Origin of the sequence: Alcaligenes sp. WGS1538, from assembly GCF_043187505.1 — a bacterium.
Classification (GTDB): domain Bacteria; phylum Pseudomonadota; class Gammaproteobacteria; order Burkholderiales; family Burkholderiaceae_B; genus Alcaligenes.
This window is the reverse complement of the sequence record NZ_CP171109.1, coordinates 1,739,036-1,762,377: the sequence shown is the minus strand read 5'-3', so window position 1 is coordinate 1,762,377 and position 23,342 is coordinate 1,739,036. Positions and strand designations below refer to the sequence as shown.

The 23,342-nt window shown below is 65.0% G+C and carries 29 protein-coding genes; 7 read left to right on the top strand and 22 right to left on the bottom strand.

Annotated features, from left to right (window positions below; genetic code table 11):
• Positions 1 to 49: 49 nt before the first annotated feature.
• From ACF3ND_RS08305 to ACF3ND_RS08260, 10 genes are all read right to left on the bottom strand, one after another.
• Positions 50 to 1,261: a CynX/NimT family MFS transporter gene (locus ACF3ND_RS08305; protein WP_394065805.1), complete on the bottom strand. Its 1,212-nt coding sequence runs from the start codon at positions 1,259 to 1,261 to the stop codon at positions 50 to 52.
• Between the two features lie 22 nt (positions 1,262 to 1,283).
• Positions 1,284 to 1,574, bottom strand: a complete 291-nt coding sequence (locus ACF3ND_RS08300) for an accessory factor UbiK family protein (RefSeq protein WP_394065601.1) — start codon at positions 1,572 to 1,574, stop codon at positions 1,284 to 1,286.
• Positions 1,575 to 1,675: 101 nt separating this feature from the next.
• On the bottom strand, positions 1,676 to 2,176 hold the full coding sequence (locus ACF3ND_RS08295) for a hypothetical protein (RefSeq protein WP_394065600.1): 501 nt from the start codon (positions 2,174 to 2,176) through the stop codon (positions 1,676 to 1,678).
• 319 nt (positions 2,177 to 2,495) lie between these two features.
• Positions 2,496 to 4,184, bottom strand: coding sequence for a phosphoenolpyruvate--protein phosphotransferase (ptsP, locus tag ACF3ND_RS08290; protein WP_394065804.1), 1,689 nt, complete (start codon positions 4,182 to 4,184; stop codon positions 2,496 to 2,498).
• 85 nt (positions 4,185 to 4,269) lie between these two features.
• Positions 4,270 to 4,539: an HPr family phosphocarrier protein gene (locus ACF3ND_RS08285; protein ID WP_394065599.1), complete on the bottom strand. Its 270-nt coding sequence runs from the start codon at positions 4,537 to 4,539 to the stop codon at positions 4,270 to 4,272.
• A 36-nt stretch (positions 4,540 to 4,575) separates the two neighbouring features.
• Positions 4,576 to 4,977: a PTS sugar transporter subunit IIA gene (locus tag ACF3ND_RS08280; protein WP_394065598.1), complete on the bottom strand. Its 402-nt coding sequence runs from the start codon at positions 4,975 to 4,977 to the stop codon at positions 4,576 to 4,578.
• A complete protein-coding gene (gshB, locus tag ACF3ND_RS08275; RefSeq protein ID WP_394065597.1) occupies positions 4,974 to 5,936 on the bottom strand; it encodes a glutathione synthase in 963 nt (320 codons plus the stop codon). Before gshB ends, ACF3ND_RS08280 begins: the two co-directional genes overlap by 4 nt.
• Before the next feature lie 126 nt (positions 5,937 to 6,062).
• Positions 6,063 to 6,632 carry a translation initiation factor IF-3 gene (infC, locus tag ACF3ND_RS08270; protein WP_394065803.1) on the bottom strand — a complete coding sequence of 190 codons (570 nt, stop codon included), beginning with the start codon at positions 6,630 to 6,632 and terminating at the stop codon, positions 6,063 to 6,065.
• Entirely contained in the window at positions 6,633 to 8,555 is a 1,923-nt protein-coding gene (thrS, locus tag ACF3ND_RS08265) for a threonine--tRNA ligase (RefSeq protein ID WP_394065596.1), read from the bottom strand.
• Between the two features lie 228 nt (positions 8,556 to 8,783).
• On the bottom strand, positions 8,784 to 9,026 hold the full coding sequence (locus ACF3ND_RS08260; protein ID WP_394065595.1) for a DUF333 domain-containing protein: 243 nt from the start codon (positions 9,024 to 9,026) through the stop codon (positions 8,784 to 8,786).
• A 627-nt stretch (positions 9,027 to 9,653) separates the two neighbouring features.
• Between ACF3ND_RS08260 and ACF3ND_RS08255 the strand changes: the two genes are divergently transcribed.
• Positions 9,654 to 9,926 (top strand): hypothetical protein, encoded by a 273-nt coding sequence (locus ACF3ND_RS08255; protein ID WP_394065594.1) that lies wholly within the window; start codon positions 9,654 to 9,656, stop codon positions 9,924 to 9,926.
• Positions 9,927 to 9,933: 7 nt separating this feature from the next.
• Here ACF3ND_RS08255 and ACF3ND_RS08250 read toward each other — a convergent pair whose 3' ends face one another.
• Both ACF3ND_RS08250 and ACF3ND_RS08245 read right to left on the bottom strand, forming a co-directional pair.
• Positions 9,934 to 10,104, bottom strand: coding sequence for a hypothetical protein (locus tag ACF3ND_RS08250; RefSeq protein ID WP_394065593.1), 171 nt, complete (start codon positions 10,102 to 10,104; stop codon positions 9,934 to 9,936).
• A gap of 26 nt (positions 10,105 to 10,130) precedes the next feature.
• The gene (locus ACF3ND_RS08245) at positions 10,131 to 11,054 is read right to left on the bottom strand and encodes a carbohydrate kinase family protein (protein ID WP_394065592.1); all 924 of its coding nucleotides are present in this window, start codon (positions 11,052 to 11,054) and stop codon (positions 10,131 to 10,133) included.
• Between the two features lie 220 nt (positions 11,055 to 11,274).
• Between ACF3ND_RS08245 and ACF3ND_RS08240 the strand changes: the two genes are divergently transcribed.
• Entirely contained in the window at positions 11,275 to 12,081 is an 807-nt protein-coding gene (locus tag ACF3ND_RS08240; RefSeq protein ID WP_394065591.1) for a hypothetical protein, read from the top strand.
• A gap of 17 nt (positions 12,082 to 12,098) precedes the next feature.
• Positions 12,099 to 12,575 (top strand): hypothetical protein, encoded by a 477-nt coding sequence (locus tag ACF3ND_RS08235; protein ID WP_394065590.1) that lies wholly within the window; start codon positions 12,099 to 12,101, stop codon positions 12,573 to 12,575.
• Between the two features lie 12 nt (positions 12,576 to 12,587).
• Here the strand turns inward: ACF3ND_RS08235 and ACF3ND_RS08230 are convergent, their stop codons facing one another.
• A complete protein-coding gene (locus ACF3ND_RS08230) occupies positions 12,588 to 12,998 on the bottom strand; it encodes a GFA family protein (RefSeq protein ID WP_394065589.1) in 411 nt (136 codons plus the stop codon).
• 164 nt (positions 12,999 to 13,162) lie between these two features.
• Between ACF3ND_RS08230 and ACF3ND_RS08225 the strand changes: the two genes are divergently transcribed.
• Positions 13,163 to 13,456, top strand: coding sequence for a hypothetical protein (locus tag ACF3ND_RS08225; protein ID WP_394065588.1), 294 nt, complete (start codon positions 13,163 to 13,165; stop codon positions 13,454 to 13,456).
• 34 nt (positions 13,457 to 13,490) lie between these two features.
• On the opposite strand, the gene ACF3ND_RS08220 is transcribed toward ACF3ND_RS08225, so the two are convergent.
• The gene (locus ACF3ND_RS08220; protein ID WP_394065587.1) at positions 13,491 to 13,643 is read right to left on the bottom strand and encodes a hypothetical protein; all 153 of its coding nucleotides are present in this window, start codon (positions 13,641 to 13,643) and stop codon (positions 13,491 to 13,493) included.
• Positions 13,644 to 13,877: 234 nt separating this feature from the next.
• Here ACF3ND_RS08220 and ACF3ND_RS08215 point away from each other — a divergent pair, with 234 nt between their 5' ends.
• Positions 13,878 to 15,338: a SulP family inorganic anion transporter gene (locus tag ACF3ND_RS08215; RefSeq protein WP_394065586.1), complete on the top strand. Its 1,461-nt coding sequence runs from the start codon at positions 13,878 to 13,880 to the stop codon at positions 15,336 to 15,338.
• A gap of 6 nt (positions 15,339 to 15,344) precedes the next feature.
• On the opposite strand, the gene ACF3ND_RS08210 is transcribed toward ACF3ND_RS08215, so the two are convergent.
• The 3 genes from ACF3ND_RS08210 to ACF3ND_RS08200 all read right to left on the bottom strand — a co-directional run bounded on the left by ACF3ND_RS08210 (position 15,345) and on the right by ACF3ND_RS08200 (position 17,279).
• On the bottom strand, positions 15,345 to 16,625 hold the full coding sequence (locus ACF3ND_RS08210; protein WP_394065802.1) for a serine hydrolase domain-containing protein: 1,281 nt from the start codon (positions 16,623 to 16,625) through the stop codon (positions 15,345 to 15,347).
• Positions 16,626 to 16,721: 96 nt separating this feature from the next.
• On the bottom strand, positions 16,722 to 16,910 hold the full coding sequence (locus ACF3ND_RS08205; RefSeq protein WP_394065585.1) for a hypothetical protein: 189 nt from the start codon (positions 16,908 to 16,910) through the stop codon (positions 16,722 to 16,724).
• A 126-nt stretch (positions 16,911 to 17,036) separates the two neighbouring features.
• Positions 17,037 to 17,279 (bottom strand): DUF333 domain-containing protein, encoded by a 243-nt coding sequence (locus ACF3ND_RS08200; protein WP_394065584.1) that lies wholly within the window; start codon positions 17,277 to 17,279, stop codon positions 17,037 to 17,039.
• 146 nt (positions 17,280 to 17,425) lie between these two features.
• Between ACF3ND_RS08200 and ACF3ND_RS08195 the strand changes: the two genes are divergently transcribed.
• A complete protein-coding gene (locus tag ACF3ND_RS08195) occupies positions 17,426 to 18,175 on the top strand; it encodes an SDR family NAD(P)-dependent oxidoreductase (RefSeq protein ID WP_394065801.1) in 750 nt (249 codons plus the stop codon).
• 150 nt (positions 18,176 to 18,325) lie between these two features.
• Positions 18,326 to 18,586, top strand: coding sequence for a hypothetical protein (locus ACF3ND_RS08190; RefSeq protein WP_394065583.1), 261 nt, complete (start codon positions 18,326 to 18,328; stop codon positions 18,584 to 18,586).
• 14 nt (positions 18,587 to 18,600) lie between these two features.
• On the opposite strand, the gene ACF3ND_RS08185 is transcribed toward ACF3ND_RS08190, so the two are convergent.
• From ACF3ND_RS08185 to ACF3ND_RS08165, 5 genes are all read right to left on the bottom strand, one after another.
• Positions 18,601 to 19,191 carry a hypothetical protein gene (locus ACF3ND_RS08185; RefSeq protein WP_394065582.1) on the bottom strand — a complete coding sequence of 197 codons (591 nt, stop codon included), beginning with the start codon at positions 19,189 to 19,191 and terminating at the stop codon, positions 18,601 to 18,603.
• A 518-nt stretch (positions 19,192 to 19,709) separates the two neighbouring features.
• A complete protein-coding gene (locus ACF3ND_RS08180; protein WP_394065581.1) occupies positions 19,710 to 20,807 on the bottom strand; it encodes an Ldh family oxidoreductase in 1,098 nt (365 codons plus the stop codon).
• Positions 20,804 to 21,985, bottom strand: coding sequence for a UxaA family hydrolase (locus tag ACF3ND_RS08175; protein ID WP_394065580.1), 1,182 nt, complete (start codon positions 21,983 to 21,985; stop codon positions 20,804 to 20,806). The genes ACF3ND_RS08180 and ACF3ND_RS08175 overlap by 4 nt, the downstream gene beginning before the upstream one ends.
• Positions 21,982 to 22,284, bottom strand: a complete 303-nt coding sequence (locus tag ACF3ND_RS08170) for a UxaA family hydrolase (protein WP_394065579.1) — start codon at positions 22,282 to 22,284, stop codon at positions 21,982 to 21,984. The genes ACF3ND_RS08175 and ACF3ND_RS08170 overlap by 4 nt, the downstream gene beginning before the upstream one ends.
• 35 nt (positions 22,285 to 22,319) lie before the next feature.
• Positions 22,320 to 23,297, bottom strand: coding sequence for a tripartite tricarboxylate transporter substrate binding protein (locus ACF3ND_RS08165; RefSeq protein WP_394065578.1), 978 nt, complete (start codon positions 23,295 to 23,297; stop codon positions 22,320 to 22,322).
• Positions 23,298 to 23,342 lie beyond the last annotated feature (45 nt).

Below are 23,342 nucleotides of genomic sequence, written 5' to 3'. Positions count from 1 at the left end.
GGAACGCACCGCGCGCGGCGGGGCTGGGCAAGCGCGGGCGCGAAATGATTCAGACGCTTTTGGCCGGGCGCAGACGAGCCAGCCGCAGCGACATCGACAAACCGACAATGGCAAAGCCGGCCGTGGCGACCCAGGCCCATTGCCAGCCGCCCAGCATCTTGACCGTCCAGGCCACCACGGGCGGGCCCACGAACTGGCCCAAGGAAGAACACTGCTGGACCCAGCCCACCGAGGAGGACGTGGTCTGCGGCGACGGCGCGACCGTGACCGCCAGGAAGAAAAGAGTGGCCGGTATCAAGCCGCCCATGATGGAGAACAGCAGGACGGCGACGAACTGGACCGTAATGTCCTGCGTCAGGCCGAACGCCGCCACCGCCGCGCCCATCATGCTCAGGAAGCCGATCTGCAGCAGCCGGTATGCCGCCATCCCGGCATGAAGCAGGCGCCCGGCGCCCAGGTTGCCGATCACATTGCCGCCGGCGATGACGGCCGTGAGCAGACCCGCGACGGCCACCGAGATATTCGCCTGGTTGTAGATGGTCGGCATGAAGCCCACCACGGCCGCCCATTGCGCGGCGTAGACCCCGAAGCTCAGGGCCACGAGCCAGACGCGGCCCGAGCCCAGCGTCTCGCGCAGCAGCAAGGCCAGCACAGGCCTTGCGCCCGATGCCGCAACGACACGGGCGGGATCGCGCGGGACCAGCCGGAATGTCAGCAACAACACGGTAAAGGTCAGCGCGGCCAGCGCCAGCCACAGGACGCGCCAGGAACCTGCGCTCAGCCAGCCGGCGCCCGCCCACAGCATCAGGACCGCGCCGGCCGGCATGTAGCAGCCCCACAGGCCCATGATGCGGCTGAGCATGGCCGCATCGGTCGTGCGCTTGATGAGCGCCGGCACGGGCAGCACGACCATCAGAAAGCCGCAGCCTTCGACGGCGCGGCTGAGCAGGATGAGACTGCCGTGATCGAAAAAAGGCGCGGCCAGGGACGTCAGGCTCAGGATGCCCAGGCCGATCAGGATGCAGCGGCGCAGGCCCACTCTTTCGGACAGCAGCCCGATCAGCAGGCCCAGCAGCATGCCCGCCATCTGCACGCTGGAGAGCAGAAACCCCGACTGGACCAGATCCAGCCCCAGTTCGCGCTGCATGGCGGGCAAGGCCGGCGGCACTTTCCAGATATGCAGCGCCGCGCACACGCCCGTCAGCACCAGGAACAAGGAACTGAAGAACCTGGATGTCGCCGTGCCGCGGGCCGGCATCACGATGGCCAAGCTGCCGGCCGAATCAGTCTTGGCCCGGCTCCTTGTCCATCAAGGGCACATCAGGCTGCACAACCGGCGTCTGCCGGCCTTCCAGGGCCTGCAGGCGGGTCTCCAGGGCGGCGATGCGCGCCAGGGCGCGCTCCAGCATCAGCTTGTAGGTGTCGAACTCGTCGCGCGTCACCAGGTCCATGCGATTGAACGTCTGGCCCATGAAGGCCTTGACGTTGCGCTCGATGTCGGCGGCCGGACTCTTGGCGATCAGCTCCGATACGTTTTTCTGCAGATCTTCCAGCCAGTCGCTACGATTGATCATGACCTTCTCCTGTAAACATTCACGATATGAGCAGTATAAAAAAAGCGGGCGCCAAAGGCACCCGCTTTTATGGTCGAACGACCGGAGCCGGTTCTGCTCTATCAGGGCTTGGCCTGCTCGGAAGGCACGTTCGATGGCGCAGAGTTCACGCCATTGCCCAGTTCACGCTGGATGGCGTTGTCGGCCTTGGCGGCGCCTTCCTTGATGGCGTCGCCGGTGCGATGAGCGGCGTCGGCCACGGCATCCTTGGCTTCACCCGCCTTTTCCGACACCTTGTCGGCGGCGGCCTTGGCATCTTCCTTCAGGGCGGCCGTGTTGTCTTTGGCATTTTCCTTGGCTTCGCGAGCATCTTCCTTGACCTTGTCGGCCGTGTTGGCAGCGGCCTGCTTCAGCTCTTGCGTCTTGTCGGCGGCCGACTGGTCAGTCGATGGAGCCGGCGCGGAAGGCGCAGGCGTGGATGGAGACGAAGTTCCAGGAGTAGTGGCAGCAGGCGGCGCGCCGTTGGCTGGAGCGGCGTTGTCGTCCTCTTTGGAGCAGGCTGCCAAAAGAGTCATCGAAGCAGCGACGGCCATCACAGCAAAATGAGCACGAGTCGTTTTCATAAGATTTCCTTCCTACTAGTCCAAAGTCGCTAGAAAAAATGATGCCGGGCCTGAAGCGACTGCCGGCTCGGCAGTGGGTCTGTTACAACTCCCCTAAGCACCATTCTAGCGAGGCGGACGGACGCGACCAGCCTATTAGTGTAAATCCTGATTTCAATATTCCCGTGCCGTACGGCCGTCAAGCGCCGGAAACCCTTTAAGGACAAGCGACTGCGTCCCCAAGCCATATGACGGGGTTGTTACAGACGGAATCATCGGAAAAGCCGCAAGCTCGCCCTGTTACAAAATAAAGGCGAGAAACAGCAATGATTTCACATGCTTAGGCGGCTAATGTGGCCAGATCGATGCGCTCGGCCCGGTTCAGGGCGCTGGCCACCTTCACGCGCAAGGCATTGGAATGGGAAAGGCGCACTTCTTTCTTGACGTCCAGCAACTGCTGCGGATGCATGGAGAACTCCTTCAGGCCCAGGCCCAGCAGCATGCGCGTGACGGATGCATCGCCCGCCATTTCCCCGCACACGGCCACGGGCTTGCCTGCGCGTTCGGCGGCGTTGATGGTGTGCGCGATCAGGCGCAGGACGGCAGGATGCATGGGATCGTACAGATCCGCGACCTCGGCGTCGCCGCGGTCCACCGCCAGCACGTACTGGATCAGGTCATTGGTGCCTATGGACAGAAAGTCCAGTTCCTCGACGAAGGGATCGATGGCGATGGCGATGGCCGGCACTTCCACCATGGCGCCCAGCAGGTAATTGCGGGCGAAAGGCGTGCCGGATCTTTCCAGCTCGCGCGCCGCGGCCTCGATGGCCTGGCGCGTTGCGTAGACCTCGCTCATGGAGGAGATCATGGGGATCAGGATGCGGATCTGGCCATGCACGCAGGCGCGCAGCAAGGCGCGCAACTGGGTGGCGAACATCTCGGGCCTGTCCAGGCAATAACGGATGGCGCGCAGGCCCAGGGCCGGATTGGTGGCCACGGTGGCATCGCCGTCCAGCGTCTTGTCCGCCCCGATGTCCAGGGTCCGGATGGTGACGAGCTTGCCGTTCATGGCCTTGACCACGCGCGCGTAGGCTTCGTACTGCTCCTGTTCGGAAGGCAGGTCGCTGCGCCCCATAAACAGGAATTCGCTGCGGAACAGGCCGATGCCGTCGGCCCCTGCCTTGAGCGCCAGTTCGGCCTCTTCAGGCAGCTCAATATTGGCCTCCAGACGGATGGGAATGCCATCCAGCGTCACGGCCGGCGCATCGTGCAGTGCTTCGAGCTCCTCGCGCTCGCGCAGATAGGCCCGCTGGCGATCGCGGTATTCGGCCAGCACCGCCGGCGAAGGATTGACCATAACCGCGCCGGTGAAACCATCCACGATCAGCCAGTCGCCATCCCGGATCAGGCTGCGAAAGCCTCCCAGGCCGACCACCGCCGGCACGTTCATGCTGCGCGCCACGATGGCGGTATGGGAAGTCGGGCCGCCCAGATCGGTCAGGAAGGCGGCGAAGTGCCCGCCGCGCAGGCGCAGCATGTCGGCCGGGGATATGTCGCGCGCCACCACGATCAAGGCCTCGTCCTGAGCGGCGGAGAAGCCCGGCAGCAGGGCCGGCTTGCCCGCCAGCACGCGCAGCACGCGCTCGATGACCTGGCGCACGTCCGCGCCGCGCTCGCGCAGGTAGGCGTCCTCCATCTGGGAGAACTGCTCCACCAGCATCTGCCCCTGGGTGGTCAAGGCCCATTCGGCGTTGTACTGACGTTCGGCGATGATGGCGCAGGTCTGCTGCGTCAGCATGGGATCGTCCAGCAAGAGACTGTGCACCGTCAGGATGGGCGCCAGCTCGCGCGGCGCATCGGCCGGCAGATGATCCACCAGCGCCTTGAGCTCGTCGCGGGTGCTGGCCATGGCGCTGAGCAGCCGCTGGCATTCCGAATCCACGTCTTCGACGCCGATGCGGTAGTGCGGCACCTCCAGCGCCGCCGCGCTCATCACCGCCGCCTTGGCGATGGCATAGCCCTTGACCACCGCCTGGCCCTGGGCCGTGAACATGGCGGTGAAATCGGACGCGGAGGGACGAGCGGCAGCAGAATTCATGTCGGACTACGTTGTTTTATTCGTTTTCGCCAAACTTGGCGTCGAACAGGGCCTGGATATCGCGCAGCGCCTGTTCGGCGTCCTCGCCCTCGGCGTCGACCACCACCGTCACGCCCATGCCGGCCGCCAGCATCATGACGCCCATGATGCTCTTGGCATTGACGCGCTGCGAACCGCGCGAGATGAACACTTCACTGGCATAACGGCCCGAAAGCTGCGTCAGCTTGGCAGCGGCCCGGGCATGCAGACCCAGCTTGTTGCTGATGACGATGGAGACTGTTGGCATAAGGTCGATCTGGAAAAGTGAAAAGAAAAATCCGGCTCAGCAATGGCAATCGGCGTCGACGATGCCGCGCATGGCGCCTTCCATGACGTCCTGGGCCAGGCGCTCGGGATTGTCGCGGCGCTCGGTCAGGGCTTTCAGAACCATGCACATATTGGTGCCGGTCAACAGATGCACTGCCTGTCCCTTGTCCTGCAGGCCCTGCTGCACGCGGCGCGCCACATTGAAGGGCGTGGCGCCGTACAGGTCGCACAGGATCAGGGTGGCCGGCTCGGTCCGGGCTTCCAGTTGCGCGAGCAGCCGCTCCACCGCCTTGTCCGTGCACTCGTCGGCCTGTATGTCGAAGACGAACAGGTCGGGCTGCTCGCCCAGCACATGCTCGGCGCAGCTGGCAAAAGCGCTGGCCAGCGGCTCGTGCATGATCAAGGCCAGGCGGATCACGTCCGCTCCGTCGCGTTCTCGACGGCCTTCACGAAGAATTCGGCGACGTCAAAGCCCGTCTGCTGCGTGATCTCCACGAAACAGGTGGGGCTGGTGACGTTGATTTCGGTGACATAGTCGCCGATCACGTCCAGGCCCACCAGCAGCAGGCCGCGTTCGGCCAGCCGGGGCCCCAGCGTGCGGGCGATGCGCCAGTCGTGCTCCGACAGCGGCTGCGCGACGCCGCGCCCGCCCGCAGCCAGATTGCCGCGCGTCTCGCCGGCCAGCGGAATGCGGGCCAGGGCATAGGGGACGGGCTCGCCGCCTATGATCAGGATGCGCTTGTCGCCGTTCACGATTTCCGGAATGTAGCGTTGCGCCATGATGGTCTGGCTGCCATTGGCCGTCAGGGTTTCCAGGATGGCGCCCAGGTTGGGTTCGGGGTCGCGCAGGCGGAAGATGCCCATGCCGCCCATGCCGTCCAGCGGCTTGACGATGACGTCCTTGTGCTCCTGGTGAAAGGCGCGCAGGCGCTGCATGCTACGGGTGACCAGGGTTGCGGGCGTGAATTCGGGGAATTCGGTGATGGCCAGCTTTTCCGGATGGTTGCGGATGGCCGCGCCGGCGTTGAACACGCGCGCGCCCTGGGCCTGGGCAAAGCCGAGCAGGTGCGTGGAATAGGCGTATTCCATGTCGAAGGGCGGATCCTTGCGCATGATCACAGCATCGAACACGTTCAGCTCGTCGTCGCCCGCCGGGCCCGGATGGGTCCACCAGGAGCGGCCCTGCAGGTCGGCATCTTCGGCGATGTCCACGCCGATGTGGCTCGTGCGCACCCGGCTGTCGGCGATGTACAGCTCGGACTGCAAGGCCACGCTGACCTGGTGTCCGCGCGCGAGAAAGGCGCGCATCATGGCGACGGAGGAATCCTTGTAGGCCGACAGGCTGGGCAAGGGGTCAATGATGAACAGAACGTGCATGCTCACACCTAGAGAAAAACGCCTTTGCAGGCGGACTGCAAAGGCGGTTGCGTCCTGCCCGCCTGAAAGCGGCGGGCAGGACGGACAGCGGCCGCAGGCTGGGCCGGGGCGCTGAAATACGGAAGATCAGGCGGCCTTCTTGCGAGGAGCCAGCACCATGACCATCTGGCGGCCTTCCAGCTTGGGCATGGCTTCAACCTGACACAACTCGCTGACATCGTCGCGAATACGCTCCAGAACCCGCATGCCCAGCTCCTGGTGCGCCATTTCGCGGCCGCGAAAGCGCAGCGTCACCTTGACCTTGTCGCCATCGTCGATGAAGCGTTTCACGTTGCGCAGCTTGACCTGGTAGTCGCCCTCGTCCGTGCCCGGACGGAACTTGACTTCCTTGATCTGGATGACTTTCTGCTTGGCCTTGGCTTCCTGCTGGCGCTTCTGTTCCTGGTAGCGGAACTTGCCATAGTCCATCAGGCGGCAGACGGGCGGCTGCGCGGCGGGCGCGATCTCCACCAGGTCCACGTCGTGCTGTTCGGCCATGGCCAACGCCTCGGACACCTTCACGATGCCCAGCTGTTCACCCTCGATTCCAATGAGTCGCACCTCTGGGATACGGATTTCACCGTTGATGCGATGTTTTTTCTCGGTTGCGATGTCGAAAACTCCTAAAAATGTCGATAAAAACGATGCCGTCCTGATTTAGTAACGGCTATCGATCTCTTGCTCCAATCGTGCGGAAAAATCGGCCAAAGGCATCACGCCCAGGTCCACGCCGCCTCGCGCGCGCACAGCGACCGTGCCGTTTTCGCGTTCTTTTTCACCCACGACCAGGATATAGGGCACTTTCTGCATACTATGCTCACGGATTTTACGAGTGATTTTTTCACCGCGCAAATCGGAGGAGACGCGCAAACCCCGTTTCTTCAATTCCTGGGCCACAGCCTGGGCATAATCGGCCGAGCCCTCGGAGATGCAGCAGACCACGGCGTGCTCGGGCGCCAGCCAGGCCGGCAGCGCGCCGGCATGGTTCTCGATGAGCATGCCGATGAAGCGTTCGAGCGAGCCCAGGATGGCCCGGTGCAGCATGACGGGCACGCGGCGCTGGTCCTGCGCATCGACGAATTCGGCGCCCAGGCGGGCCGGCATGGAGAAGTCCACCTGGATGGTGCCGCATTGCCAGTGGCGGCCGATGGCGTCTTTCAGGGTGTATTCGATCTTGGGGCCGTAGAAGGCGCCCTCGCCTTCGGAAATCTCGAAGTCGCAGCCGGTGCGGCGCAGGCTTTCGATCAGGGCCTGTTCGGCCTTGTCCCAGACGGCGTCGTCGCCGATGCGCTTCTCCGGGCGGGTCGCCACTTTATAGAGGATCTCGGTGAAGCCGAAATCCGCATAGACTTTCTGCAGCAGCGCCGTGAAGGCGGCGCATTCGTCCTGCAGCTGGTCTTCCGTACAGAAGATATGGCCGTCGTCCTGGGTGAAGCCGCGCACGCGCATCATGCCGTGCAGCGAACCGGAAGGTTCGTTGCGGTGGCACTGGCCGAACTCGCCGTAGCGGATGGGCAGCTCGCGATAGGAATGCAGGCCGGCGTTGAAGATCTGGACGTGGCCGGGACAGTTCATGGGCTTGAGGCCGTAGACGCGGTTCTCCGACTCGGTCGTGAACATGTTTTCGGCATAGTTGTCCCAGTGGCCCGTCTTCTTCCACAAGGACAGATCCAGGATCTGGGGCGCCTTGACCTCCTGGTAGCCGTTGTCCTGGTAGACCTTGCGCATGTACTGCTCGACCTGCTGCCAGACGACCCAGCCCTTGGGGTGCCAGAAGATCAGGCCGGGCGCCTCTTCCTGGAAGTGGAACAGGTCAAGTTCGCGGCCCAGCTTGCGGTGGTCGCGGCGCTCGGCCTCTTCCAGCATGGTCAGGTAGGCCTGCTGCTCTTCCTTGGTGGCCCAGGCCGTGCCGTAGATGCGCTGCAGCATCTCGTTGTTGCTGTCGCCGCGCCAGTAGGCGCCGGCCACCTTCATGAGCTTGAATACCTTGAGCTTGCCCGTGGACGGCACGTGCGGGCCGCGGCACAAGTCGATGAAGTCGCCCTCGCGGTACAGGCTGATGGGTTCGTTGGACGGAATGGAGGCGATGATCTCCGCCTTGTAGTCCTCGCCTATGCTCTTGAAGAAGGCCACGGCGTCGTCGCGCAGCCACTCCTCGCGCGTGACGACCTCGTCCTTCTTGGCCAGTTCGGCCATTTTCTTCTCGATGGCTTCCAGGTCTTCGGGCGTGAAGGGGCGCTTGTAGGAGAAGTCGTAGTAGAAGCCGTTTTCGATGACCGGGCCGATGGTGACCTGGGCGTCGGGGAACAGGCTCTTGACGGCATAGGCCAGCAAGTGCGCCGTGGAGTGCCGGATCAGATCCAGGCCTTCGGCATCCTTGGCCGTGATGATGGCCAGCTCGCTGTCATGGTCGATCACATAGGAGGTGTCCACCAGGCGCGACTCGGCGCCGGGCGCGCCCACGCGGCCGGCCAAGGCGGCCCGGCCCAGGCCGGTGCCAATGGAGTTCGCGACATCGCTGACGGAAACCGGACCCGGGAACTCTCGCTGGGAGCCATCGGGCAGTGTGATTCGGACCATAACACTTCCTGAAATGAAAAACGCGGCCTTGAAAAGCCGCGCTTTTGAATTGAACGTTCTTGGAAAGCAAACGAAACGCTACGCGGCCACGGCTAGACTTGCCGACGGGTAGTTCGCGTGGTTTTCATAAGATTCTGCTTCCCGGATAACACTTTTGATTGCTTAAGTTTATCACCTTAGCCCATCAGTGCGGCCAATATCGCCACAAAAACCACATTCGGACATCAATCAGTCCCGGCGCGGGAACCAGGTGCGGTAGAAAGCCCACTCCTCCGCTTCCGAGCCGTCCTGCATCCGGCAGGTGCCATAGTTGCCGCGCGGCCCCTGGTACAGCAAGGTCTGCCCCCCCATGCGCTGACAAAAGGCCGCAGCCGGATTGGACTGCGCCACGGACCTGGGCTGCTCGGCGGATGAGGCGCACGCCGACAGGACCAGAGAACCTGCACACACCGAAAACAAGCGGTAAAACATGATTTCCCTTCCTGAGCGACCTGGGTTTGCGGCCCCGGCGAACGGGCCGCCGGAACGAAAACAAGAAGTCCAAGAAATCCGCGTTCAACGGATGTTCGGCCGGGCCCTGAGCACAGGCGGGGGCCGGACCGTGAAAAGCAGCTTACTACACTTGCTTGAAGGCTGAAGCCTTTGTGCACAAAATTGCAGAAAAAGCAACACCGGGAACGAAGGAAGGGCGTACGAAGTCGGCCGCCGGAGCGCAAGGCATGACGGCAGACCGATCAGGCGCGATGGAACCAGAATGAGGCCAGGATGAAGCCCAGGATGCCGGCGCCGGCCAGCATCAGCGCCATGGGCACATAATCGATCAAAAAGGTGGCGTTACTCATGACATCGATCCGAAACAAACAGTCAAATACAGGGATTGACGACATGGTAGCCGCGCCCCCGCCAGACATGAAGTCAACGATTGTGAAGACGCCCCGGCTTGCGTGCGGAGCATGTACGCCGCGGGTCCGATGCGCCGTCCGGCCTAGCCCGCCCTAAACCGGACGGCAGATGCCCGGCTTTCGTGAATGACGTTAAATGAAGTCCTGGCCAGCGCAGTCCGCCTGTCCCGGACCCATTTTTCAGACGAGAGCCACCATGCCCATCGAGCTTTACCGTTTCTATATAGGTGGCAGCTTGGCAGGCGTGCCCATCTATGCGGCATGGAGCCCCAGTTCACCGCTGCCGTCCTGGCTGCATGGCCTGCAGCAAGACCAGGAATACGTGCTGACGCAGGTTGAATTGAACACGCCGCAGGGCGGACACTGGCGCTGGATGGCCTACCGCAGCCGCGCATGCACGCAGGACCAGGTCCGTTCGGAGATTCAGCAATACATCATGCGCCGCTCTCGTGAACAGGATGGCGCCTGAGGGCGGGTCAGCGCTCCAGCAGCGTCACGATGCCGTAGATCACGGGCACGGCCAGCGGCGTGACCATCAGCAATGCCGTGTCGCGCAGCCAGGTCCGCGGGCGGGTATGGTAGAGCGTAAGCCCCAGAATGCCGGAGATCAGGACATACAGGACGACGATGATCACGATATGCGCCATGGCACAGCCTCTTTCTTGAGAAGGAACTACGCTTTGGGCCCTTCGTCCGGGCTTTCCCCCAGCATGGGGGCAAAGAGGTTTCCGGACCATTGCCCCAGGACGTCCGCGGCAGCCTGGGTGGCCTGCCGCAAAGCATAGCCCGGATCGCGGCGCCGGCACCAGGCCTGGGCGAAACGGGAGTTGAAGGCGTCCCCCGCGCCCACCGTCGAACGCACCGCCACCTGGCGGGCCGGCTCGAAATGGCGCTGGCCGTCCAGAGCCAGCACCGCGCCCTGCACGCCCAGGGTGATCACCACGGCCTGCCTGGCATGGCGCTGCAGGCGCTCGGCCAGCAGGCCCGCCTGGGCCACGGGAAGATCGGCAAGGATATCGGCCGGCGCCACCCCGGCCAGCATCTGCGCCTCGACGGCGTTCAGGCCCAGCACGTCGGCGCGCTCCCAGACCTGGCGGAAAGCCTCGTCCCGACGCTGCACGCTGGACACGCCGGGATTGACCATCAGGCAGGCGGCGCGCTTGCCGCCCTGCGCCAGCGCCACGGCCAGGCTTTCCATGGGCGCCCCAGCCAGCGGCGCCACGTACAGCAGGTCGGCGGCCAGGTCCTGCGGCCGCACGCGCAGGCCGCCGTTGGCGCCCCGCCGGGCCAGCACCGATGCGCCGCCCGTCGGCCCCACCAGCACGATGGCCCTGCCCGTCTGCTGGTCGGCGCACATTTGCACGCCGCTCGTGTCCACGCCCAAGCCGTCCAGATGCGCGCGCAGGCGCGCGCCCAGCTCATCCCGCCCTACCGCGCCCAGCAGGCGCACCTGCTCGCCCTGGTCCAGAAAGCCCGCCGTGGCGTTGACCGCCCCGCCGCCCGGATACAGCTCGATCGCGGCGACCTCCTGCTTGTCGCCGCGCGCCAGCTCCGCCGGCATGCCGGATACGACGATATCGACGGTGATGCTGCCCATGACCACGACCTGCACGACACACCTCTGGATTCGGAATGCAACTGGCCTGGGAGTATACCCTTGCCGCCCCTGTCGCGCAGCGCCCTGCCCCGCCGATGGGATGCCGTCCCGCGCCCCGGCATATACCCCATTTTGGCTATATCCGAAAACATGGCCGGCTCGTACCATACGCGCAATTTCTGACAGGCGCATCGCCTGCCACGCCTCCGGGAGCCTTGTCATGCCTTCATCGAAACCTTCACCGAACCGGCGCCGGCTGCTCGGCGCCACTGCCTGCCTGGGACTGAGCTGCGCCTGTGGCGCCGCTTTCGCCTGGCCCACCGACGACTATGCCTCCCCGCCCGGCCAGGATCCGCCTCCCGAGGAGGCGGCGCAGGGCGACATCGCCTGTTCCTGGTCCGCCAGCTACGGCGGCGCGGCAGGCCCAGGCCCGCAACTGTTCAGCTCGACGGGCAATCCCATGCTCGATCAGGGCATGACGCTGGAGCATGCCATACTCAGCCAGACCTTCGGCGTGCGTCCGGGATTGTTCATGCTGAACGACGGCAATCAGGGCAACGCCTTCGCCACCACCGCGATCCTGGGCAATCATTCCTTTCCGCATGGCACGGTGGTCTTCGGCATGACCTTGATGATGGAAGAGTTCATGAAGGCCGGCCCCATGGGCGGCAGGGCCGATCATGCCATGATGGGCATTCTGGCCCATGAATGGGGGCATATCCTGCAATTCATGAACGTGAAGGCCCGCCCGCCCGGCAAGGCCATGGAACTGCATGCGGACGGACTGGCGGGCTGGTACATGGGTATGCGGGCCATGCAGCTGGCCCAGTGGAATCCCGTGGATCTGCGCACCACCATGCTGTCTTTTTTCGGCAAGGGCGACTATGCCTTCAACGATCCCTCGCACCACGGCACTCCCCAGGAGCGCGTCCAGGCCTTCCAGGGCGGCCTGCAGGCCGTCCACCAGGGCGCCAGCCTGCCGTCTTTCTTCCAACAGTCGGCCGCCTGGCACGGCCTGCCGCTTTGAATCGCATGGAGCCGCGCATGAAACCGCACACCCTGTCGCTGGGCCTGGTCCTGCTGGCCGCCCCCTTGCTCGCCTGGAGCCAGTGCAATGAACTGAACCAGTTGGGCCTGCACGCCGATTCCTTGTTCAACGACATCAAGGGCGCCGAGACGGACGAAGATCTCTACGAAACCACCTTCCTGCTGCCAGGCGCCGACGCCGAAAACTGCTATGTCACGCAGTTTGAAGAAAGCGGCGAGATCGAATCCGCTTACTACCAATGCTCGTGGTACAAGAGCAGCGAAGACCGCGCCCGGCAGGAGCTGGCCGACTTGATCGCCCTGGTGCAGCGGTGCGCCGGCCGGGCGCCCGCCTGGACGTCGAAGAACAACCGGCAGCAGGTCTACAAGGCCCGCTTCGACATGCCCAGCGCCCATCGCAAGGCGCAGCTGTACATCCAGCGCAGCCCGCCGGACGGCAAGACCGTCGAGCTGCAGTGGAAAGTGGGCAAGTGAACGCGGCCGGGCTCAGGCCTGCCGGTCCGAGGGGTGGTTGACGCCGTCGTTGACCGGCACATCCGGGATGTCGAAGGGATTGACGCCTTCCAGGCAGCCCACGTTGAAGCCGTATTCCTGCGGATTGGATCGACGCTGGTGATGCGTGTGCACGCCGCAAATCCCGCAGAAATAGTGCCGGGCTACCCGGGTGTTGAACTGGTAGAGCCGCAGGTGTTCCTGCCCCTGGACGATGTGGATGCGGTCCAGCCGGGTGGAGCCCATGATGAAACCCTTGCGCCGGCACAGGGAGCAGTCGCAGCGGCGCGGGTCGACCACGCCGTCCGGCAGGTCCAGCTCCAGGCGCACGGCGCCGCAGTGGCAAGATGCTTTATGACGCGCCAGAACAGGCACGCCGCCGATTTCTTTCAAATTCACGGACATGGCGACTCCAGTGTCAGCCGGGGCAGGATGCGGCAGTGCCCCGGATCAGCTTTCGATCATAGCGCAACCACGGCATGACAAGGCCCTTTGAAAAACGCTCGCCAACACATCTGGCCCGTGCTAAATTACTGTTCATCCATACAGCAATAAAAAAGGATCCCGACATGTCCTACAGCATAACCCTGCACGACGCCCCTTCTGATATCACCGAACGCGCCCGGCGCGACGCCGAAGAACGTTTCCGGCGCGCGCTGGAAAAAGCCATGCGCGGCCCCGAGGCCGTCGTGCAGGCCTATCGCGCCTGGCAGTTGGCGGAAGAGACCGCCGAAACGGAACTGTCCGCGGACGATATCGCGCTGGCCAAGCAATGGATCGCCGCCGCCACCCGCGCCATGACGGACGGCTTTCGCGACCTGGGCGAATCAGAAGCCTACTTCGAGGTGCGCATCGAGCGCTGAATCCCGGCCGCCCCCGACCAGGGGACGTTTTTTATCAGCAATTGCCTTTCTTGGCCTGCCCCGGCGGGCAGAACGAGCCATTGCCATGCGGGCGGTCGGGATCCACCACCACGGAACCGTGGGGCGTATAGACGGCGCAAGCGCCCAACCCCAGCAAAACGCACACAGCCAGCCATTTCTTGATCATGATGTGATCCTCCTTCCGTGGCGCTGATTCTGACAGAACGGCGAAGCTCTGCTGTAACAATGCGTACTTGCGGCCCTGCCGTGCGCCGCCTCCCAGGCCGGCTTCAGCCGGTCGACAGGCGGCCCATGCTATAGTCGCCTCTTTCCAAAACCCCTGCCCCATGGCCGAAGCCAGCCTCGCTTTCGGGACCGGCCGATACGACTCGCCCTGCACTTCTTCCTCCTCCTTATTTCAATGTCTGCTCTCAAGCAAATCTGGTTCTTCAACACCCGACGCGATCTCCTCTCGGGCCTGCTGGTCGCCCTGGCTCTGATTCCTGAAGCCATCGCCTTTTCCATCATTGCGGGCGTGGACCCCAAAATCGGCCTGTATGCCTCGTTCAGCATGGCGACCGTGATCGCTTTCGCGGGCGGCCGCCCTGGAATGATCTCCGCCGCCACCGGCGCCATGGCCCTGGTCATCGTGACGCTGGTGCGCGACCACGGACTGCAATACCTGCTGGCGGCCACCTTGCTGACCGGCCTGTTCCAGATGCTGGCGGGGCTGATCCGCCTGGGCGGCCTGATGCGTTTCGTCTCGCGTTCCGTGGTGACGGGCTTCGTCAATGCCCTGGCCATCCTGATCTTCATGGCGCAGCTTCCGGAGCTGACCAACATGCCCTGGACGGTCTACGCCCTGTGCGCCGCCGGCCTGGCCATCATCTACTTGTTGCCGCGCCTGACCACCGCCCTGCCTTCGCCGCTGGCGGCCATCGTGGTCCTGACGCTGGCGACCCAATGGCTGCAGATCGACGTGCGCACGGTGGGCGACATGGGCCAGTTGCCCGATACCCTGCCCGTCTTCCTGTTCCCCGATGTGCCCTGGAACCTGGAGACGCTGCGCATCATCGCCCCGTACTCGCTGACGCTGGCCGTCGTGGGCCTGCTGGAATCGCTGATGACGGCCGCCATCGTGGACGACATGACCGACACCCCCAGCGACAAGAACCGCGAATGCCTGGGCCAAGGGGCGGCCAACCTCGCCACGGGGCTGCTGGGCGGCATGGCCGGCTGCGCCATGATAGGCCAATCCGTCATCAACACCCGCGCCGGCGGCCGCGGCCGCCTCTCCACCCTGACGGCGGGCGTGATGCTGCTGGTGCTGGTGGTGTTCCTGGGCGATTGGGTGCGGCGCATTCCCATGGCGGCGCTGGTGGCCGTGATGATCATGGTCTGCATCGGCACCTTCGACTGGCGTTCCATCCGCAATCTGCGCATCATGCCCTGGAGCTCCAGCGTCGTGATGCTCAGCACGGTCGCGGTCACGGTCTGGACCCATGACCTGGCCAAGGGCGTGCTGACCGGCGTGCTGCTCTCCGCCCTGTTCTTCGCGCACAAGGTCAAGGACGTGCTGTCGGTGCAGCGTCGGGTCTCGGCCGATGGCCGCCACGAAACCTATGCGGTGCGCGGCCAGTTGTTCTTCGCCTCGGCCGGGCAGTTCATCGACTCGTTCGACTTCAGCGCCGCGCCCGCCGCCGTCGACATAGACCTGGACCGCTGCCACGTCTGGGACATCACCGCCGTGGAGAGCCTGCACAAAGTGCTGGAAAAATACGGCCAACACGGCGCCCAGGTCCGCCTCCAAGGTCTGAACGACAAGAGCCGGCAACTGATCGCCCGACTGTCGGACCAGCCCGAGCGCGTGCTGCAGCCCTGATCGCCGTCAGGGACGATCCGGCATTTGGCGCAGCATCCGCGCCAAAGCCTCGAAGGCGGGCAATGTCACGGGATCATTGGCGGCATTGCCCGCGACCGGATGCGAGGCATAGCGCGCGATCACCATCTGCGCCGCGGGGTCGACATGAAGACGCTGGCCATGCACCCCGCGTGCGCTGAAGGCGCCGCCTTCCTTGTCCGTCACCCACCACATGTCCTTGTAGCTCCAGCCTTTGAGCAAGGGATAGTCCGCCTTGGCGAAGACCTTCCGGTCGCCCCCTTCGCGGATCTGCCTGACCACCTGTGCGGGCAGTATCTGCCGGCCGTTGAACCGGCCTTCGTTGCGCAGCATCTCTCCGAAGCGCGCCAGATCGCGCAGACCGGTATTCAAGCCGCCGCCGGCAAAGGGCGTGCCGATGGAGTCCACCGTCATATAGGCGTCCTGTTCGGCGCCCAGGCGGCTCCAGATGCGCTCGGACAGCAGCTGCGCCACATTCCTGCCGGTCACCCGCGCCATGATCCAGCCCAGCACATCGGTATTGACCGTTTTGTAGGCAAAGGCTTCGCCGTGCCTGCCTTGCGGCTTCACGGTCTGAAGGAACTCGTAGTAGGAGCGCGGCCCCCGGTAATCGGGCGGCGGCGGCAAGGGGCTGCCCGCACGCGCGTGCGCCCATACCTGGGCGTGGGGGTCGGCATAATCCTCGCTGTAATCCAGGCCTGTGGTCATGTCCAGGATCTGGCTCACCGTGGCCGAGCCAAAAGCCGATGCCGCCAGCTCAGGCACGTAGTCGGCCACCTTACCGGCCGGGTCGAGTCGCCCTTCGGCCACCAGCAGGGCCCCCAGCGTGCCCATGACGGATTTGGTGACCGACATGGCGGCGTGCTGGCCGGCTTCGGTCAGTGAGCCGAAATAACGCTCATAGACGATGCGCCCGCGATGCAGCACCACGATGCCGTCGGTGTAGGTCGCATCCAGGGACTGCGCCCAGCTCATGGGCTCGGACGCGCCCAGCGGCGTGAACATCAGGGAATCGATGTCGCTGCGTTCGGCGCGCGGCAAGGCGACCGGCGCGCCCAAACCCCGGGACACATTGATGGTGGGCATCAGCTCGCGGAAATGCGATACGCTCCAGCGCAAGGCGGGAAACTGGAAATAGCTGCCGTCGGCAAAGCGGATGATGCGCTCGGCCGGCGGCGGAAAACCCTGCATCCAGCCCAGTCGGGCGGGATCGCTTGCGGCGGCGCCCGGAGGCGCGGCTGCCGCCGCTGCGCCCAGACCGAACGCCATCAGAACACCGGCGGCCAGAGTCCTCCGGGCTCCATATGCGATCTGCTTCATGACTCGCTCCTTTGCCGGGCATAAGCGCCGGTCGGCACGCTTTCCTCAATACAAGGTCTGCCGCAGGCGCTCGGGCAGTTCGGCGTCATAGCGCCGCCCGTCGATGCGCGCCTGGCTCAGCGCCTCCAGTATCGTTCCCGCGCTCGGCAGGCTGCCCGGCTGCGCATGCGCGTGGCTCTTCCACAAGCGGGCGCGCAAGGTCGCGCGCGAGCACTGGAAGAACACCGTCTCCACCGCATCTCCTTGCGCAACGACGCTTTCGCCGGCTCGCCGTACAACTGTAGCAGGGCTTCATGCGTCCTCACCTCGAACTCGTCCTGGAGGCGGCCAGCCGCCGATGCTTCCTTCATGGCGCGCCCCTCATCCATGCCGGGCGGGATGATCGCGGCGCATCAGCTCCCATTCCTCGACCACCGTGCCATCCGGCAGCGTGCACATGCCCACCTGGCCTTGCGGCCTGGTCACGATCTCCAGGCTGCCTCCCTGCTCCAGGCAATAGGCCGAGGCCGGGTTGGGCATGCCGATCGGGGCAGGCGCCGCGGATTCGCTGCTCGCACAGGCGGTCAAGGCCGCCGAAAGACACACGATTCCCCACTTTGTCATGGCATTCTCCTGGCTGATCACTGAAGGCCAGTGTACTGCGACCGGGCCTGGACGACAGCAAATTCGGGCAATGACGTCTCGCCAGCCCGGCGCAATGCGATAATTTCGGTTTGTCCATTCATGCATCAAGGAGTCTTGCCTTGGATATGCTTCAATCCAGCCAGTCCGTCATCATCGTGACCGGCGGCAGCCGCGGCATAGGAGCGGAAATTGTCAGGACCTTGCACGAAAGGGGACATCCGATCCTCTTCACCTATTCCAGCGCCGAGAGCGATGGCCCTGAACTGGCGGCCCGGCTGAACAACCAGGGGCCGGCCTGCCGGAGCCTGCGCATCGATATACGCCAGGCGCAGGCGCCGGACCTCATTTTCGATGCCGCCCAGGAAATGGGCCATGTCGGCGGACTGGTCAACAATGCCGGCATCACCGGGCCTCTGGGACGCCTGGAAGCGCTGCAGGACGCGGACCTGGCCGGCATCCTGGACATCAACCTGCTGGCGCCTATCCGTTTGTGCCGTGAAGCCGCCCGGCGCTGGAAGGGCCGCACGCAGCGCTCGCATATCGTGAATATCTCATCCATTGCGGCCCGGCTGGGCGCGCCTGATGAATACGTGGCGTATGCAGCCAGCAAAGGCGGGCTCGAATCCTTCAGCACGGGCCTGGCCAAAGAGCTGGCCCAGGAGAACATCCATGTGAACGTGGTCGCCCCGGGGACCGTGCTGACCTCCATCCATGCCCGCGCCGGCGAACCAGGCCGCCCCGAGCGCGTCGCCGCCCGCATACCGCTCAAACGTCCGGGACAGGCGCAAGAAATCGCCCAGGCTGTCGCCTGGCTGATGTCGGGGCAGGCGTCCTACGTGACCGGCACAGTACTGACCGTATCCGGCGGACTCTAGGCGCGACGGAACATCGGCCTTTCTGATCGCGATGCGCCCGGCCTGCCGGCGCGTGCGCCGTCCTCCCCCAAACGGGGGAGGCGCAAACATGGACATCCCAGTTGCGGGGCATAGAATGGAATCGTTCGCCCCCATACCAGATCGCGGATCATGGCCAAGCTCAGAACCCCCATCAAGACCGTCACGATAGGCGGCATTCCGGTCATCGTGACGGCCATCACCCGGCGCGCGGAAGGCCCGATAGACGGCTATGCGCTACGCCCCGAGGGCAGAAAGGTCCTGCGCTGGGACCACGGCGGACACGCCTTGTGCGGCGATGCGCTGCTGGATCTGGACATGGAAAAAGAAGAGCACCGCCTGCTGCGCGGCCCCCTGCCTCGATACATGGCGACCTGGCACCCCCGCTTCTGAGCCCTGGCCGCCGCTCAGTCCAGGACGTCATACAGGCGAAAAATCCACAATACTTTGTAGATCAGCGCCAGAAAGACGAAAACCGCCTGGTAGCGCTTGCCCGGCACGACGATTGCCGCCAGGGCCAGCAGGATCAGGGCGCCCTGCTGCAGCGGATACTCTATGCCCAGGCTCAGGAAATAGGTCTTGCCCTTGAGCGCGGTATCCACCACGTCCATGAACTGCACCAGGACGAACAGGATATAGAAGGAGCGTCGGCGGGCTTGGAAATAGTCCTCGAAATCCCGATATTCGTCCATGCTGGACGGAAACAACAGGGACGCCATCAGCGCGAATACGCTGGTAAAGAAGATCAGGAAGAAATACAGCTCGAAGGACCAGACCTGCACCTTGGCCAGGCTGAACTCGTACCACCAGAAATGGATGATGGTCAGAAACAGGTACAGCACCCAGCCCAGATGGATGGGATATATTTTCTTGCGCTTGGGGTGCTGGATGAATTCGGACAGGCCGACGATCAACCGCGAAAGACTGATGCCGAGCACCATGCCGATGATGATGCGAACGTGGACGAAGTGTTCGGGATGGCTCAACTCTACGGGCACGGGCGATCCTTGCGAAGTAGCGGTCCCGGTCCACCTTACCAGAGGCGCCCGCGCAGTCCAAGAGTGGTCTTCCCTGCCCGGAGCGCTTCCATAGAAACAAAAAGGTTCCTCGAAGAAATCCGGGGGCCGATTGCCCGGTCAATGCCGAACTGTTTTTTTGAAGACGCCGTTCAAGGCGCAGAAAGAGCGGTCGGGGCTGATGGCTTGCCGGCGCGGCGGGCCGGCGGGCGAGTCAGGGCCTTCGCCGCAGGCGGGATGCGGGGGGCGGGAGGCAAGGGGCGTGCTGATCAAGCAGGACGCTTGTGATTCGTCCAGTGGACGAATCACCCTGCGAGTTTACGCCCCGCCCGCCCCAGTATCCTGACCAGGGAACCCGCGCGCAGCGCGGGCGAAAGACCCAGCCAAGCCGGTCTGCCCCGGCCTGCCTTGCGAGAATCCGAGTTTCTCTCTGCTTGGCCCAAACGGCTCGCCAAACACGGAGGCCCCCCCCGAATTCCTCGAAAGACCAATAAAAAGCCCTAGCCGGCCAGGCCTAGGCGGTCATCGCAAACACTGGCGGAGGCTGGAACGGCAGCCGGCAGGGGCACGCGGCGGCTATGCGCCAGCAAGACCAGTTCCTCGTAGATGCTGGCATGTATCGGCAACAGGCCGCTGGCCCGCACCCGGGCTTCCAGCCGCGCTCCGCGCTGGCCGGGCAGGCGCGCCTCCCCGCCGCCCTGGCGACGGTAGCTGTCCGCCCAAGCCCCCATGTATGCATCGAACATCCCCTGGCTCAGGCCTTGCGGATCGATCAACAGCATCCAGGCGCTTTGCCGGCCCATGGCGCCGGCCGTCGGAATGAAAGCGGGTTGCTCCAGGGCTGCAACGCTTGCGGCGCTGGCGGCCAGGCCGCCTGCCAGGCACTCCACCAGCATGGCCAGACCCATGCCCTTGTGCATGGCGCTGGGCAGCAAGGACCCTTGCAATGCCGCCTGCGGATCGGTGGTCGGCCTGCCTTGGGCATCCAGCGCCCAATCTCCGGGGATGGCGGAGCCCTCCCTGGCCTTGAGCAGGATGTGGCCGCGGGCGGCCACGCTGCAGGCCATGTCGAACACCAGGGGATCGCGGCCGGCGACGGGGCTGGCGTAGGCGAAGGGGTTGTTGCCGATGGCCGGTCCCTGGAACCCAGGCATGCCCATCAGGGGCGGCGTGCGTTGGGCCAGCAGGCAGAAGAAGCCCTGCTCGGCCGCCTCCAGCGCATACATGCCCAGGGCGCCCAGGTGACCGCAAGCCTGGATGCGGATCGCCGCCATGGCCTGCTTGCGCAGAAGCGGCAAGCCGTGATCCAACGCCGCCCGCAGGGCAAGCTGCCCCAGGGCTCCATCCGCCTGCACGAGCAGGCCGCCCGCCTCGTCCGCGCTGACGCGCAGGTCCGGCCGCGCATTGACCTCGGCGCTCTCCAGCTTGTCCAGATAGGACGCCAGGCGGGTGATGCCGTGCGTGGCAATGCCCCGGGCGTCCGTGCGCAACAGGTAATGCGCCGCCACGCGGGCCTGCTCGGCGGGCACGCCCGCTGTCTGAAGCATCCGGGCGCACCAGGTCCGCAAGGGCTCGTACTGAACATGCACGACGCTCATGCCTGGGCCGTCCCGGCATAATGGCGCGCGAAGCCCAGCTCGATGCGCGAGATGGTGATTTCCGTATCGCCCAGCACCTCGCTGCGCGTCAGGCTGCCGCAGGCCACGCGCAAGGCGGCCTGACGCAAACGGTCGGCGGCGCCCTCCAGGGACTGTCCCCGGCTGAGGATGGCGCTGACGTCCACGTCGATATTATCCCGGAAGGCCTCGGCGGTACGCGGGTTTCCGGTGACCTTCAATGCCGGGCTCAAGGCATGGCCGATGGGATTGCCCACTCCCGTGTTGAACACGATCAGGTGCGCCCCGCCAGCCGCGATCGCGCATACGTTCTCCACGCCCGGCGCGGGCGCGTCCATGAAGACCAGGCCTTTGCGGCTGGGCTTCTGGCCATAGTCCAGCACTTCCACCAGCGGGCTGGTGCCGCCCTTGCGGATGGCGCCCAGCGACTTTTCCTCCACGGTGCTCAGGCCGCCGGCGATATTGTCTTCGCCCAGGGGCCACAGCTGCAGGCCCTGGAAATCCGACAAAGCCTCCAGCCGCTTGACGGCGCCCAGCAATTGCTGTGCCACCTGAGGGGTGGCGGCGCGTTCGGCCAGCAGGTGCTCGGCTCCGACGATCTCGTCGGTCTCGGACAGGATCACGGTCCCGCCCTGGCTCACCAGCCAGTCCGACACCAGGCCGGTGACTGCATTGGCGGTCAGGCCCGAGGTGGCGTCCGAGGCGCCGCACTCCACGCCTATCACCAGCTCGCTCAGCGCAAAAGGCTCGCGGCGCTGATGCGAGGCTTCGATCACCAGCTCCAGCGCCTGCTGCACCCCGTGCTGCACCGCCAGCACCGTGCCGCCTGCGTTCTGCACGTCCAGGCTGCGCACGGGACGGCCGCTCAAGGCGATGGCCTGCGCGATGCGACGCGTGGTGACGCTTTCCAGCCCGATCACCAGGGCCGCCGCGACGTTGGGATGCGAACCGTAATTGATCAGGACCCGGTCGTGCCGCTCCAGGTCAACGCCGAACTGGCCGCGCCCGTAGGCGGCGCAGACCGGCACCGTGCCCGCCACCTGTTCACAGATGCGGCGCACCACCGGATTCACGTTGTCCATGACGGCGATCACGGCCACATGATTGCGTATGCCCACGCCGCCATCGGGGCGGGCGAAGCCCAGAAATGTCTCGCTCACGATAAATCTCCCCGGCCGCGCCGGCTTTCCACATTGTGCATATGCACGTGCCGGCCCTGGCCGATCGCCGCCGTGGCCACTCCCATGACGGCGCCGTACTTCAGGATCGGATCGCCCGCCGCCAGATCCGACAAGGCAAACTTATGTCCCATCGGTATATCCTCCATCACCGTCAGGGACGCAGCCCTGTGCGGCGCGGCGCAGGACGCAGGCAGGTCCAGCCGCGTGCCCGCGGCCAGGCGCCGCAAGGCCACGCCGACATTGTCCTTGTCGTCCAGCACCAGAAAACCCGGATTCATGCCATTACTCCTTGATTGAACGCCGCGCGGACAGGTCATTGCGCCCGGGCCGCCAGTTCGGCCGCATCGCGGTAGTACTCGGCCTCGGCGGCCAGTTCCCGGCGGAACGCCGCCGCCTCCAGGAAGCGAGGCTCCAGGCCGGCCTGGAGCAGGCGCTCGCGCACCGGTTCCTGCGCCATCACGGTTTTCAGGGCCGTCTCCAGCCGCGACCGGACCTCGGCAGGCGTGCCGGCGGGCGCCAGCCAGCCAAACCAGGTCAGGGGTATCGCGCCGAAAGACTGGTCCAGCGCCTCGCCGACGGTGGGCACGCCGGGCAGCAGGCCCGATCGCTGCGGATTCAGCACCGCCAGTGCCTTGACCTGCCCGGCCTGGATCTGCCCCATGACGGTTCCCAGCGCGACCACGACCAGGTCGACCTGGCCGCCCATCAGGTCAGCCACGGCGCGGCCGCCGCCGTTATAGGGGATATGCTGGGGCGACATGCCGGCCTGGTCCGCCAGCTTGCTCATGATCAGGTGCATGGGCGTCAGGATGCCCGGAGTCGCATAGGTGACGCGATCCTGCGGGTCGCGACTGCGCTGCCGCCATTGCGGCACGGATTCGGGCCGGTCCGAGCGGGCCACCAGCACCATGGGCGCCACCGCGACCTGGGCAAGCGGCGTCAGGCGCTCCAGCACATCTTGCGGCGCAGGCGTTTTGCCCGTCGCGGCCAAGGATATTTCCGAGCTGCCCGACACCAGGGTGTAACCGTCCGGCTTGGCCCGCAAGGCCGCCTGCACGCCCACCGCGCCGCCGCCGCCCGGACGGTTTTCCACCACAAAAGGCGTTTTCAGCTCCTGGCCCATGGCTTCGGCCACGATGCGCGTGGCGATGTCCGCCGTACCTCCGGCGGCATACGACACGACGACAGTGATGGGCGCCTGCGGATAAGGCGTCTGCGCCATGGCGGATGCGGCGGCCGCCGTCAAGACGGCCAGCCCGCATCGGGCCAGGACCCGTGCAGCTCGGTTCATGATGTCTCCCGGTATGGAATTGTTATGCGCCCATTCTAACGTTTG

Bases quoted from the DNA above. Each gene is read 5' to 3' on its own strand.
- ACF3ND_RS08165 (WP_394065578.1), bottom strand. From the start codon at position 23,297: ATGAACCGAGCTGCACGGGTCCTGGCCCGATGCGGGCTGGCCGTCTTG.
- thrS (WP_394065596.1), bottom strand. From the start codon at position 8,555: ATGGTCCGAATCACACTGCCCGATGGCTCCCAGCGAGAGTTCCCGGGT.
- ACF3ND_RS08225 (WP_394065588.1), top strand. From the start codon at position 13,163: ATGTCCTACAGCATAACCCTGCACGACGCCCCTTCTGATATCACCGAA.
- ACF3ND_RS08260 (WP_394065595.1), bottom strand. From the start codon at position 9,026: ATGTTTTACCGCTTGTTTTCGGTGTGTGCAGGTTCTCTGGTCCTGTCG.
- ACF3ND_RS08285 (WP_394065599.1), bottom strand. From the start codon at position 4,539: ATGCCAACAGTCTCCATCGTCATCAGCAACAAGCTGGGTCTGCATGCC.
- ACF3ND_RS08195 (WP_394065801.1), top strand. From the start codon at position 17,426: ATGCTTCAATCCAGCCAGTCCGTCATCATCGTGACCGGCGGCAGCCGC.
- ACF3ND_RS08190 (WP_394065583.1), top strand. From the start codon at position 18,326: ATGGCCAAGCTCAGAACCCCCATCAAGACCGTCACGATAGGCGGCATT.
- ACF3ND_RS08200 (WP_394065584.1), bottom strand. From the start codon at position 17,279: ATGACAAAGTGGGGAATCGTGTGTCTTTCGGCGGCCTTGACCGCCTGT.
- ACF3ND_RS08240 (WP_394065591.1), top strand. From the start codon at position 11,275: ATGCCTTCATCGAAACCTTCACCGAACCGGCGCCGGCTGCTCGGCGCC.
- ACF3ND_RS08210 (WP_394065802.1), bottom strand. From the start codon at position 16,625: ATGGCGTTCGGTCTGGGCGCAGCGGCGGCAGCCGCGCCTCCGGGCGCC.
- ACF3ND_RS08235 (WP_394065590.1), top strand. From the start codon at position 12,099: ATGAAACCGCACACCCTGTCGCTGGGCCTGGTCCTGCTGGCCGCCCCC.
- ACF3ND_RS08250 (WP_394065593.1), bottom strand. From the start codon at position 10,104: ATGGCGCATATCGTGATCATCGTCGTCCTGTATGTCCTGATCTCCGGC.
- ACF3ND_RS08220 (WP_394065587.1), bottom strand. From the start codon at position 13,643: ATGATCAAGAAATGGCTGGCTGTGTGCGTTTTGCTGGGGTTGGGCGCT.
- ACF3ND_RS08255 (WP_394065594.1), top strand. From the start codon at position 9,654: ATGCCCATCGAGCTTTACCGTTTCTATATAGGTGGCAGCTTGGCAGGC.
- ACF3ND_RS08170 (WP_394065579.1), bottom strand. From the start codon at position 22,284: ATGAATCCGGGTTTTCTGGTGCTGGACGACAAGGACAATGTCGGCGTG.
- ACF3ND_RS08180 (WP_394065581.1), bottom strand. From the start codon at position 20,807: ATGAGCGTCGTGCATGTTCAGTACGAGCCCTTGCGGACCTGGTGCGCC.
- ACF3ND_RS08230 (WP_394065589.1), bottom strand. From the start codon at position 12,998: ATGTCCGTGAATTTGAAAGAAATCGGCGGCGTGCCTGTTCTGGCGCGT.
- ACF3ND_RS08245 (WP_394065592.1), bottom strand. From the start codon at position 11,054: ATGGGCAGCATCACCGTCGATATCGTCGTATCCGGCATGCCGGCGGAG.
- gshB (WP_394065597.1), bottom strand. From the start codon at position 5,936: ATGCACGTTCTGTTCATCATTGACCCCTTGCCCAGCCTGTCGGCCTAC.
- ACF3ND_RS08300 (WP_394065601.1), bottom strand. From the start codon at position 1,574: ATGATCAATCGTAGCGACTGGCTGGAAGATCTGCAGAAAAACGTATCG.
- ACF3ND_RS08215 (WP_394065586.1), top strand. From the start codon at position 13,878: ATGTCTGCTCTCAAGCAAATCTGGTTCTTCAACACCCGACGCGATCTC.
- ACF3ND_RS08295 (WP_394065600.1), bottom strand. From the start codon at position 2,176: ATGAAAACGACTCGTGCTCATTTTGCTGTGATGGCCGTCGCTGCTTCG.